The organism is Halobacteriovorax sp. XZX-3 (genome assembly GCF_043196495.1).
GTDB lineage: Bacteria > Bdellovibrionota > Bacteriovoracia > Bacteriovoracales > Bacteriovoracaceae > Halobacteriovorax_A.
Genome location: NZ_JBEBMO010000001.1, coordinates 825,877 through 838,387, shown reverse-complemented (window position 1 = coordinate 838,387; position 12,511 = coordinate 825,877). Strand labels below are relative to the sequence as shown.

Annotated in this window: 8 protein-coding genes; 1 reads left to right on the top strand and 7 read right to left on the bottom strand. The window is 37.2% G+C overall.

Annotation, left to right across the window (positions count from 1 at the left end; translation table 11 throughout):
* The first annotated feature begins 7 nt into the window (after nt 1-7).
* Nucleotides 8-1,636, top strand: a complete 1,629-nt coding sequence (locus ABMA70_RS03820; RefSeq protein ID WP_103216846.1) for a PhoU domain-containing protein — start codon at nt 8-10, stop codon at nt 1,634-1,636.
* Here the strand turns inward: ABMA70_RS03820 and ABMA70_RS03815 are convergent.
* The 7 genes from ABMA70_RS03815 to ABMA70_RS03785 form a co-directional block, all read right to left on the bottom strand.
* The gene (locus tag ABMA70_RS03815; RefSeq protein WP_392991468.1) at nt 1,633-2,214 is read right to left on the bottom strand and encodes a hypothetical protein; all 582 of its coding nucleotides are present in this window, start codon (nt 2,212-2,214) and stop codon (nt 1,633-1,635) included. The two genes, ABMA70_RS03820 and ABMA70_RS03815, sit on opposite strands and share 4 nt — an antisense overlap.
* A 67-nt stretch (nt 2,215-2,281) precedes the next feature.
* Nucleotides 2,282-3,046 (bottom strand): hypothetical protein, encoded by a 765-nt coding sequence (locus tag ABMA70_RS03810; protein ID WP_103216848.1) that lies wholly within the window; start codon nt 3,044-3,046, stop codon nt 2,282-2,284.
* Nucleotides 3,047-3,148: 102 nt separating this feature from the next.
* A complete protein-coding gene (locus ABMA70_RS03805; protein WP_392991469.1) occupies nt 3,149-4,432 on the bottom strand; it encodes a S8 family serine peptidase in 1,284 nt (427 codons plus the stop codon).
* A gap of 67 nt (nt 4,433-4,499) precedes the next feature.
* Nucleotides 4,500-5,432: a hypothetical protein gene (locus ABMA70_RS03800; RefSeq protein WP_392991471.1), complete on the bottom strand. Its 933-nt coding sequence runs from the start codon at nt 5,430-5,432 to the stop codon at nt 4,500-4,502.
* Nucleotides 5,433-6,197 (bottom strand): hypothetical protein, encoded by a 765-nt coding sequence (locus ABMA70_RS03795; protein WP_103216851.1) that lies wholly within the window; start codon nt 6,195-6,197, stop codon nt 5,433-5,435.
* Between the two features lie 85 nt (nt 6,198-6,282).
* A complete protein-coding gene (locus tag ABMA70_RS03790; RefSeq protein WP_103216852.1) occupies nt 6,283-7,347 on the bottom strand; it encodes a hypothetical protein in 1,065 nt (354 codons plus the stop codon).
* Nucleotides 7,348-7,491: 144 nt separating this feature from the next.
* On the bottom strand, nt 7,492-12,501 hold the full coding sequence (locus ABMA70_RS03785; RefSeq protein ID WP_392991473.1) for a hypothetical protein: 5,010 nt from the start codon (nt 12,499-12,501) through the stop codon (nt 7,492-7,494).
* Between the last annotated feature and the right edge of the window lie 10 nt (nt 12,502-12,511).

Genomic DNA, 12,511 nt, shown 5'->3' with positions numbered 1-12,511 from the left:
ATAAGTCATGGAATACTTGCAAACGGTTTTATTTTTTATCTCAGGACTCGCTATATTTTATTACGGACAACGAATTATCTCTGCAGGTATTCAGAGTCTGGGTTCTGGTGCTATCAAACATATTGCTTCTGATATTGATGGAAAGAACTTTGTCGTCAATTTCTGGAATGGTGCAAGGCTGAGTCTACTAGCATTCTCACCAACAATGGCCAATATCGTGACGGTAGGTCTTGTTAATGCCAACTTGATTAAAAAGAATCGAGTAATTCCTATGCTTTTTGGCTCTGTCATTGGCGCCGTTACGATCTTTCTTATTCTAATGCTTTCAAGACAGGAGATAGGTCTGAATCTTATGGCCTTTGCTCTTATTCTTGGTCTGGTATTTACACAACGCTTTGTGAGAAAGCTAACAAAGCTCCTATTTGGACTAGCATTTCTTTTTCTTGGTGTATCGGTAATGCATGAGAGTCTTGTCTCTCTTTTAACTTGGGATCTTGTTCAAGATATTGTTGTTCGATTTGTTGATTATTCTTTATTTACAAACCTTCTAATTGGATTTGTTTTTGGAACAGTAGTATCGTTCATCTTAAGAAGCCAAACGATGACATTGGCCATCGCAGTGGTCATGATCTTCACAAAAGTTTTTCCTGTTAGTATTTGCTTTTCAATTATTTGCGCCTCAACACTAAGTTCATTTTTTATAAATTTTAATACGGCAAGAAAAGTTGCAAGACCTCTTGCAATTCGTTTATCCCTCCATCCATTAGTCCATTACTTAGTGGCCACATTTGCTAGTTTCTTATTAATTGTGATCATTGATCATAATGTTGAAACAACAGTTGGAACGGTTAGTCTTGTTGTCATAGGGCAATTCTTTGTTATTTCACTGGCAATCCTTAATTACTTCTTCTTTAAGAATATTGTGGCGGAACTTATTCAGGGAATGTATCCGGATGCGAAATTTAAGGATCGTCCAAAGTTAAAATTCCTTGGCGAAAGAAGACATATTTCTTCGACAATGGCATATGTTTTAGTCGAACTTGAAATTGGTAAGCTTTTAGATATTGTTTCAAGAATGTTTGAGAAGTGCCACGAGTATATTGAAAGTCCTACTAAGGGGGCCCGTGCTCTGGCAAAAATTAAAGATTACGAAAAAATTATTGATAATATTCAACTTGAAATTAATGATTTTATTTCAAAAGTAATTGCGAATGGTGCAGAGGAAGTTGAGAGTCGCAATGCTATAAAGCTTATGCAGATCGCCTCTGACCTCGAACAATTAGCAGATAGCTTAGATAAGCTTACAACTATGCTTACAAAGTATTACGAAAATTGGAAGCTATCAGCAGATGAAACCGATCGTCTTTTAAATTACTTTTCAGAAGTTGAATCTCTCTATCAAAGAAGTATTTCAGTCTATAAAGGACAGATTGCAACTGAAGATGAAATTAATGAGGTCATTGTTAGTACTCGTGAACTCAAGAGGCACCTTATGACTGAAAGAGAAGATTTTGCGAAAGTTCATCACAATGAAGATGGAAGAAAGCATATCTATTATTCGGATATGATGACATCAATATCTGTGGTTCGTGCTAATGTTAGAGAGGTTTATTTACTCTTAACTGGTGTTATCTAATTCCACTTATTAGTTAATTCATTCTTACAAACAACAATGGGTAGCTCTTTTACAATAGTGTTCTGATTCTTATTTATTGCGAAAGGAAAGAACTTCTTCGTTGATGCTATTTTTCGATCAATCATACTTTCTTTATGGCGACGAGAGGCCTTAACCTTTCTGTAGCGAATACATTTCTTACCTCGCATTCGTACACATTGGCTGATAAGAGCTACCTGATCTATTTGCTCTTCGTAGTATCTAATTTCTTTTTCTAATTCAACTTTTGTATTTGTGATGGGAATGAACTCTTCACCCTTTGTTGTTCTGATTCGATACTTTCCAAATGGACGATTCGGTCTTAGGGTTAGTAGGTCTTCTTTTGCCTTAAGGTTGATATCAAGTTTATATTCGTAGCAATTGTAATTTTGATCTAAGACTTCACTTTGTATATCTATTGAGACAATCTCGATATCAAAGAATGAAGGGATTTCGTAAAAGTTTCTTGTTATCTCTGATAAGCGGCCCTGCTTGGGGTGATCTTGATTGCAAGATAGCAATGCAATAATGAATAGGGGAATTAAAAGTAGAACTTTCATATGAACATCATAGGTTCTACTTAAAGTTAATTAAAAGGTCGGTAAGGCCTAATTTAGTTAAAGATTCCTAAAACCAAAGTGCTTGCATTCTTCTAAAAGAAATTTCCGTATACTCAATATCTTCTGATTTTGAAGCTAGTCCACGACCGATATTAACTTTCTTCTTTGTTGAAAGATTGTCGATTAGTAATTTGTTAAAAACAAGACTTGTTTTAACTAGTGAGTTTGCACCTTCACTTGTTCCTGCATAAACTTTATTACTTTTTGCTAACGAAATATAGTTTTCGAAAACGTAGTAATTATCAGAGAAACCATTGTCACATAGTTTTGATATTTCGTAATATGTACGATCCATATGTTCTTTCATTGCAAGAGGAAGAGTTGCTTTTGTTGCTCTCTCTCCATCATATGGAAGGTGCCAAACCACATTTTCAATATTGTCATCAATATCTTCTCTTAGCTGATAACTCCAAGTCTTTGGTTTGTCATTATATGAGCTAAACTCTTGATGAAAGTAAGCACATGTTTTAACGTCTTTTTTAAAACTAGGGTAGAGATCAGAGAATGTTAAGTATTGTTCATAAAGCGAAAGAAAGTAGACTTTCTTATTATCAAGCTTAGAGATATCTTTAGTCAGTTCTTGACCAACACTCGCTGGGCCACGACTCTTCTTTTTAAAGCTTCTAATTTTATAAGAAGGGATTGGATTAACTTCACTATCTGAGCGATCTTCAAAGCCTGCAATTTTGCTTTCAATTGATTCAGTTTGGTGCGTACTACTCGCACAGCTCATTAATGAAGATAGTAAGATTAAAGTTGCTAATTTGTTCATATGATCCACCTCTTATCTATTCTTATCGTCAAAATAGATAAGAGGTTTAGGCAAAATATGCTCATTCCGTATGAAATTTCAGCTAAAAATTTAGCATAGGTTTTACTTTAAATAGTAACGTGCAAGGCTTAGAGCGCTTTGTTGATCGAGTAGTCCACCACTTGTGCAAAGATTGCTTAAAGTACTCAGCTTTTTGGCCGAGTCTTCCAGTATGTCTTTTACAAAAGATCCATTAATATCTTTATTGTAAAAGTCCGCCATGGCATAAATCATTGCGGCCGTGTTTGTTACTTGTGGAGCTGCTTGAGAAGTTCCATTTATTGGAACATAGTTATCGCCTGGTGAGCATGAATTGATTGCCACTCCTGGTGCAAAGATTGTCACAGTCTTTTTTCCGAAATTAGAAAAATAGGCCTTATCCTTATTGTGTTCATCAATTGCGGCAACAGAAATAACGTTTTCTGCAATAATTGAAGATGGATAATGCAATAAAGAGTCCGTATCGTCTTTCTTATTTCCAGCAGAAAATACGAAAAGCATTTTAGGATATGCTTTTACCACTTCTAGACCTTTGTCCATCAGTCCTTTCATATAGCTATCACGCATTTGAGTGATTAACTTTTCATATTTATCATTAACTTCTTTTTCTTTTAAATTAAATTCATCTTGGAAGAGCCCGTTGATCATATCATAGGCCGGCTCCCAGCTTTGCCCCCAAGATGCGTGGTAGATATTTGAAAACTTAGACGAGTACTTAACAGTTTCTCTCATTTTAGAAATCATCCAGTTTTCATAGTACATTAAGTATCTTTCGATATTTCTAATCTTTAGATACGACTTACTATATTTACTAGGAATAAATTCCTTCTTAGCAAATAGACCTTTCGGATCATCTCCTAAGTAGCGAATTGGAAGATACTGGAGATCTCCTGACTTTAACTCGTACGGCAAAGTTTTTGTGTTCATTGCAAGACATGCAACATGAGAGCCGTGTGTATATGAAGAGAACTCATCTCTGCTTTCCATAAACTCGTCGTCTTTTCTAATTTCCGTGTACCATTTAAGTTCACTTTCAGTTGCCGTCTTTAGTGTCTTCTTCTTTCTAATTTCATAGTATTCAAAAACTCTTGGATCGAAAGTTCCAATAAGGCCGTCATCAAAAACCTTTCCTGAGTTTTGGATATAATTCCAACCATTAATATCATCAATCTTTCCATTAGCGTCGCTATCTTTACCATTTTCGATTTCTTGGCGATTAGAAAAAAGATGATCCTTAAGATCAATATGATTGATATCAATTTGGTTATCACTGATGGCAACAACAGAAGCTGCAAAAGTAGGTAACGCAAAAAGCCAGATTAAGATGTGTTGTTTAATTTGATGCATAGAGAATTAATTAAATGATCTTTTTCATCCTTGCAATTGCATCGCGTAAATCATCAATTCTCGAATCTTATTTCAATAGTTTATAAATTGCGTACACTGGGTAGTGGTCAGAGGGATTATTCCATATATCCGATCGTTTGCGCGGCGGGCCTAGAACCTTTCCCACTGAGTTGCGGTAGCGATAGACAGCAGCATCTGCAATTTGATTTTTAAATCTTTCATCAATAAAGAGGTAATCAAGTTGAAGAGGGTGGGCCGCTTGGCCAACGAATTGATAGAATGTTGTTCGGTACTCTAGTGGTAATTCAAAAATTCCAAGTACATCCTTAAGATTTGTTTCTGAGTATAGTGATAAAAATTCTTCATCTGTTTTTTCATTCGAAGCATTACCGTTAAAGTCTCCACATAAAATGACAGGGGTTTCTTTAAAGAGTGAAGATTCTTGTTTATAGACGTGAACAAGTAACTCAAGCTCGGCCTTTCTTCTTCTAACTGATCTAAAGTCATGGCCGGAATCATCTCGTTGGGACTTTAAGTGAACATTCAAAAGACTCATTATATGTTTTGTTTTCTCTTTATCGCTAAATACTCTTAAGTGAGAGAAGTCACGTGATAGAAAGTAATTTGTTTCATCTTCATCGTGTAAGATAAAATCAATCTCTTTATCAGTGTGAGAGAGATGCTCAAAATAGAAAGGCAGGCCCTTTCTAACTAAGAAGGCGTTTTCAATTCCTCGATCACTATTTCCTTGGTTGTGATAAATTTCGTACTCATTTGAAAGGTATTTTTCATTAAAGTAATGAAGACTTTCAATATAGCCAATCTCCGTTAGAGCATAAATATCAGCATTTATTTCACTAAAAACTGTACGCAATTGATTGAGATTTAGTGGTGATTTAAAGTAGTTTAGGTTTGGAGGATGATCAAAGGCATCCTTTATAAATAGATTTTCTAGGTTGTAAACACAAAGCTCAATTTCTTCTAATTGTTTCTGTTGCAATTAACAGCTCCATCCAAAAATATAGCGAAAATACTTCTTCGCCTTTGCATCATAGATAAGCTTACAATATGCACTTTGATAGAGCTTTTGACTATTAATTTCCTTAAACTTAGTTAAGAGCTCTTCGCTGCAAGCTCCACTTTGTATCTCATAGTTTTGAAGTTTATCTGTGAAGAGGGAGACCTTTTCATTTTCTATTTTAAACTTAAAATCAACCCCGCGATACTCTTGTTGAAAGTAAATGGCCGCTCCATTTGTATAAAATGGAATAGAGTGGCGTGGGATGATCGTTGGTTTATCTTGCCCTTGCCTTAACATGATATTAGGTAGGATATCTTGATTGTTTGAAAGCTCCTTCGTGCTCTTTAGAAATCTAATTCCTTCATAAATAGGCTGCCTGTCATTTACAATTTTTCCAAATTTATCTTTCTGAGGATGATGAAAACTACACTTTGATTGATAGGTAATTGTATTTTTATCTTTAGGGAGAGTTGTCCAGAAAGTGAAAGGCAGACCATATTTGTTTGCGAATTCTTTCTTCTTGATCAAGCTATCCTTTAAAAAAGTTTGCTTAAAGTCTTCTGATACTTTTCCCATTTGTGAATTACATTCAGAGTTTTCTGGACAGCCTTTTATAAGATGCTCCACCATATGCGGCTCAAACTTTACTTCTTCAATAACTTGCGCCTGAGGAGGCGGAGGGCTTAGGGCCAATGAGAAATGACTGATTGTGGCAACAAGAAGCACTTTGTAATAATTTTTCATATCTAAATTGTATATGGAATTGGAATATTTCTCAAAACAAAAAAGCCCGCATGATGCGGGCCTTTAAAGGGGGGAGGGGTATTTATTATTGTGATCTTGAGTTAACTGATCCACCTAGGATAAAGTCAATCTGATCATCTACTGTATACTTTTCTGTAGTTTCGCCTCTTCTGATATCGTTGATCGTTGGTTGATTTGGATTAACACGATCACTATTACCTTTTTGGGCCATAAAGTTTTGTTTTTCTTGTGCTTCAAATTTTACAACTACTTTTTGCTCATCTTCATCGCTATCAACTTTTGCAGAGTTTACTCTTGTTTCAATTGTCGTCTTTGTCTTAATATCTTCTAAAGTATCTTTGTCGTTTACAGGATTATTAACACACTCAATTTTAGTAAACTCTAGTGCTCTAATATCACTTGCAAATGTTGAGATGCTTCCATTGGCCTGTAGAACTCTTAGATCAGCATTGAACTCCATACGCTCTTTTCTTGATGTTTCAAAATCTTCTGTAACTGTTCCTGATTCAACATTGTCTCCAAGATCAAAGATACCTCTTTTTGTGATCTTAAATGCGGCAGATGAGCCAGCGCCATCAAATCTTGATTCTAGCTGATCACTTACATCCTGAGGTGTTTGAACTTGACCCATATGCTCTTTTTCAGCGATAGAAACAAGTGCACTTTTTGCTTTAGCTTTCTTGTCACCAAGAATATTCTGGCAAATGGCATCAGCATCAGAAACTTTTTGAAGATAGATTTCTTTATTACCTTCGAATACTTTATATTTCAGTGATGCACGGTATGCGATAATAGGTGAGTTATCATAGTAGTCTCTAAGATCTTCTGTTGAAAGCTCAATTGACTCACGGTCTTTAATGAAGTCAGCATGCTTCTTTTCATCTTTTTCGATATTTGTTTGTTTCTTTTGAAACTTCTCTTCAGCAATCTTATATTTTTCTAGATCACATCTATCCTTGTATTTATTGTATCTTTCTTGAAAGTCTTTATCGAAGTCACTAATCTTCTCAAAACCTTTTCTTTCAAACTTCCTTTCTACAATAGTACAAATATTTGCATAAGCAGAAAGTGGAATTAATCCAGTGAAGATGGCAACTTTAATCAGTGTTGATAGATTTTGCTTTTTCATAGTTTCCCCATTTGGTTTTTCATTTCTTAAGTTTAGATACTATGTATAAAGCAATAGGTGTGCCAAAAAAAAGAAGGGGCAAGATATTGAATTTTCGTTGTGTTTGAAGAAACTACTGTCTATTAAATGAACAGTGTATGAAACTTATTCACAATAGAAGTGATGATTCCAACGGAAACCTTTAATAAAGCTTGAGTAGTTAGCGTCATCAGCAGTTAAGTCATCCATTGAGTCGACAATCGAGTTATAACCTTTTAACTGAGTGTCTTCAGTAAAGTAGCCGGCCGCCGGTTGAGGATAGTAATTATCAAAGGCGCTACCTGTTCTTACTTTTCCAAGTTGACAGAAGCGGTTACCTATTTGATTTAGTTTAGATTTTACTTGATCAGCATTGGCACCTTCAACAAGTGGAAATCCTGTTCTTAGATCATAATGCTTTTCTGGATCAAGTGACATATCCGCACTTTCTGTTACGATACCTTCAGATGAGATAAATAAGTTTAGATAAGTGTTGATATTTGTCCCACTAGGTAGACGACACTCATAAGTATTATCTTCATTTAAGACACCAAAGCCTGAACAACACATTGAGCCTGGGTCTGTAACGTTTGTCCCTAGCTTTGAACAACACTTAAAGTCGTTGGCCGCAAAAATCTGAGGTAGGGCAATCGTTGAACCATCTGTTTTGTAATATACTTGATTATCAATTGCATCAGCTGTTCCAATATTTGGATCTGTTGCAGGAATTCTATCTGGATCAGTAAAGAACGGATCACTTACTTCATTATAAATACCTTCAACTAGTCGTCCTTCATTTGAAGTGTGGGCCGCAGGGTTGGCCTTCTCATCATTACAACGAATGGCCTCATAAGTAACTTGTGGAACACCTAGTAACTCATATCTTTCGAAGATACTTTCGTAGTATTTTTGTCCACCTGGAATTGTCCCAAAAGCACTCGCAGGGAAATTGTATCTAAATGATACCCATCCAATTTGCATTGGTGTCGGAGCAGACAGAAGATCATTATTAATTCTAAAGAACATGTATCTTAAGTTATTTTCAGTAACAGTACAGTATGCCGGCTGACTAATTGAGGCCAGTGCTAGTTCGGCACCTGCTACACTTGGGCAGACAACTTCAGTCATTGCTGCTTCATCGTGTGTTGAAAGGTCTGAAAAGTCCGTCGCATCTGGATCAGTAATATAGTTAAGGATAACATCGTTAATCGATGCGCCATTAACATAGTCAGGGATGTAAATCGCAAGCGTTTGTTGCTCAAGATCATCAGCTCCAAGTGCAGGGGCAATAGGGTTATTGAATCCTGCCGGTTTTACAACCACTGGCGAATACGGGGCATTGAATGTGTCATTAAAACCAGTATTCTGGTAAAGTCCAAATGCTATTTTCGTATTAAATAGAGTTCCTTCTTCATCGGCAGGGTAGAAGCTAATACGGCCATCAATAGGTGAAGTTGTATTAATATTTTCAGGTACTGCCGCAGAGTCAGCATTAATATTTGCCTGAATACTTCCAATAGGATCACCTGGTCTTAGCCAAACAAATGGTTGTCCTACTTCTCCATTATAAGTACGGTAACCACCAATAGCACTCATGAAAGAGTATTCCATTAGCCAGTTATTACGGTAAAGAGGTTGAAGCTCTTCACGCCATGACTTCATTGAATAGTTAAGGCACGCTAGCTTTGTTGGTGAAAGGTTTAGGCGTCCACCAGCTGTCCAGTTATTTGTTCCATCTTCAAACTTTCTAATGAAACCACCACCACAGCAATTTGAGCGTCCTGTTTCATTAATAATAAGGGCCTGACCATTATCTGGAAGAACTCCCGGTTCTACTTTCATCTCAATTGAGCTTGTATTAAATGTCTCAGATGCTGAGTAACGAGAGTAGCGTCCTGTTGCATCAGGAGATACATTTGATGTTGTTCTCGTATTAAGAACCTCATTTTGTGAGTCATAACCAGGAAATGATGTATTTGTCTCGACTTGTGTGTACATCGTGAAGTCTTTTGAAATTTCACGACAACAACGGTTTTGACCCATATCATAGTTATAGTAACTACCCGCAAGAATCGTATTTAAAAGAGGCTCTTGTTGACTTTGGCCACAAACGAGTTCTTCTTCCCAGTACTTTTGTTCAGCGATTGTATCACCAAAGCTAGAAGGAGAGAGTCCTCTTGCCACATCAGCATGAAGGCGGTTTGGACCACAGTCTAAGTTAGTATGACAAACAGCTCCCGCTCTTCTAATACAGGCGTTGGCCGCGAGTGTTTCCGTTTGAAGCTGAAGGATATCTTTAATTAAACCAGCTTCAATTGATTTGAAAGATGATGTTTCATCTGTATCAACAGAAGCCGCTGAACACATATTTTGTAATACTGATGGAACATTGATTGTAGCATCTTCTACAGTCACATAGTTTCCGTCTGTGTCGAATACTGGACATGAACGGGTACGATTAAAGCCTGTAGCATCTTCATTACAAGAAGCTATTTGAGAAATATAATCAGTACGATTCTTATTATCTTCAGACTCGTGACGACTTTCAAATCCATTAGTTGTATCTGTTGAGCGCCCTGGAACACAAAGGCCCACATCTCCTGGCCCATAGGTACCAGTAGCTGCATATATTGAAAGGTTTGCAGCAATTGCTTGTTGAATATTTGTCGGCAGCTCTTCGCCGCGGTTACTATAAGAGATTGGTCGTCCAAGAATACTTGCAGCTTGTCCGTAAAGGATTGCTGTCGGCTCATTAGGTGAGCGAATTAGTTCTTTTGAAAAACTTGCAGAGTCCAGGGCCGCACAGTAGAAGTTTGGAGCACAAGTTAAAAGTTTTGAGTGTGTTGTCTTTTTAACATTTGTTGTCGGGCTTAATTTACATAGTGAGCCGGCCCCGCGGTAAACACATCTCTTATTTTGACCACTACTAATATTTGTATTTAAAATAGAAGAGAGTGAAACTCCTTCTCTTGAATAGTTATTTCTTTCAAATGCATCAATATCAAATTTTGGCCAATTGGTTTTCACATCTGTTACCTGAGCACAGGCATATTCCCATCCAAGTTTTGCAACACAATCGCTATCAACATTACAAGCATGCATATACTGGCAACTTGCCCCGTACCCTTGACCTGCGGCCGAAGGATCTTTTGAGAAGTCCCAGTCATAATCTGCTGCCGTTTGACCACCAAGATCTTCGACAACAGAAACTGTATAATTTGTGTTTTGAGCAAGATCCGCAAAAGGAGCATTAATTGCTAAGAATAGTTTTTGCGTTGTCGAACGTACACGTCTTCCTGCTCCAACAGAGAACCAAGATACTCCATCAAATGAACCAATAAGGGCACCTTGATTAAAACCATACCAATCTCTTTGGTAACCGTTTACATACATTGCCGCTTGAGTTTCTAGACGGTTTCTTCTTTGCACACCTGCATCTGCATAGCTTATATGTGAACTCGGTAGCATTGTCGGAGGGACCCAACAAGCACGTCCAAAAATTGTATCTTCATAATTTCCGTAAGTTGTATTACTGCCGATTTGGGCACGATCAGTTGTATACCCTCGCCAAGTTAACCCATAGCCTTTTGCTGTCTCTGGCTGTGAACTAAATACCTTTTGCCAAGCATCTTGTTGACAGTAAGGGCAAGGAGTAGCGTAACCACTTGTTACTGAGACAATATAAACTTTATCAACTTCGACATCTAAGGCCTTGGCCGGTTGTGCTTGTTGAAGATCAAGTGTCATCTGACCAATAACAGCGTTCATATTATATGACGTTTCTAAAGGGCCTGCCTTGTTTGCATCATCAAGATAGTAGAATGTATCGCCTTCTTGATTTGTTCCCTCTGGAATCTCTGATAAATCATCATAAGGAGTTCCCGCTAGAGAGAAGAAGCGGTGAGGAGCACTCTTTCCAGAAACTAAAACTGATAGGTTTTGAAATGGCCTGTCTTCATTTTCAATTACTGGAATATCACATTGAATATTTAAAATATTACCATTGGCGTCCTTTTCAGCTTTTAGGCCGTAGTCAATACAGCGAGAGTCTAGTTGAAGTTCTCCACCAATATACGTTGGCTCAAATGAACAACCACATTTTTGCCATACTTTCACACGCACACTATCAAGATTTGGATCACAGCTATCGAGCTGACCAAGTAGACACTTGTAATCTTCGATATCTTTTAATAGCTGTTGATTTGCATCATCAATTGGATCGCCATCGTTTGAATCATCGTCATCCTCTCCCGGATTAACGTTGATAGGACAGACATAGAAGAGTTCTGGATAATTTTTAAAACTATTTGCATCTTCTAAGATTTCAGCAAGAGCTGTTTTATATTCTGAACTATTTTGATCTGTTTCAGGTCTAACTTCACCGTCGATTACACATTGTCCGTTTAGACAACAGTTATAGCCTTGTTGCTGACATGAAGTATTTGTACAACTACCACCAGGTGTTGTTGATGAGCCATTAACATTGATTGTGACAGAAAGATTCGACAGGCTAACTGAAGTACTTGGAACAGGTGAGTGCTTTAGAACACCTGCTACCGACTCATGAAGAGTGAGTGCAATAGTTGTAAAACTTGTTGAACATTCTGGACAAATTGTAGCAAGGCTGTAAGCGGCCTCGTTTGCGTCAACTAGCACTGAAGATCCAGAGCTTGTGTAGCTTACGATATTATCTCCACCACAAAAAGCAGCATTATCACCAGCATTGGCAACATTAATTCTTAAGCTTGTTTCTTGTGATTTACTTGATTTAATTGGCGTGGCCATTAATCTAACTTGTGACTTCTTATCCACTCCTGTAGAGCTAGCAGTATTAATAGAACCAACTAAACAGAACACTGAATTCTTTTTTTCTTGTGAAACAATGTAATTATTAACAATGCCACCAACAAGATAAATACTTCCTGTGTCGCTGGAATTTAGTGTTAGAGCACCATCGACATACTGACCTTTGGCGTACCAAGAAGGATTCGTAGGATTTTCGATAATATAATCTGATGACTCTTGTTCTGAGTCGTTTGAATCTAGATTAGAGCGGCGATTGTTGGCCGCTTCCATACATGAAGTAAGGAGCATCAATGTGCTTATGAATGTGAGTAAACTTACTTTAAATTTCATTGGTTTACAT

Coding starts and splice junctions, on each gene's coding strand:
- ABMA70_RS03820 (WP_103216846.1), top strand. CDS start 8: ATGGAATACTTGCAAACGGTTTTATTTTTTATCTCAGGACTCGCTATA.
- ABMA70_RS03815 (WP_392991468.1), bottom strand. CDS start 2,214: ATGAAAGTTCTACTTTTAATTCCCCTATTCATTATTGCATTGCTATCT.
- ABMA70_RS03810 (WP_103216848.1), bottom strand. CDS start 3,046: ATGAACAAATTAGCAACTTTAATCTTACTATCTTCATTAATGAGCTGT.
- ABMA70_RS03805 (WP_392991469.1), bottom strand. CDS start 4,432: ATGCATCAAATTAAACAACACATCTTAATCTGGCTTTTTGCGTTACCT.
- ABMA70_RS03795 (WP_103216851.1), bottom strand. CDS start 6,197: ATGAAAAATTATTACAAAGTGCTTCTTGTTGCCACAATCAGTCATTTC.
- ABMA70_RS03790 (WP_103216852.1), bottom strand. CDS start 7,347: ATGAAAAAGCAAAATCTATCAACACTGATTAAAGTTGCCATCTTCACT.
- ABMA70_RS03785 (WP_392991473.1), bottom strand. CDS start 12,501: ATGAAATTTAAAGTAAGTTTACTCACATTCATAAGCACATTGATGCTC.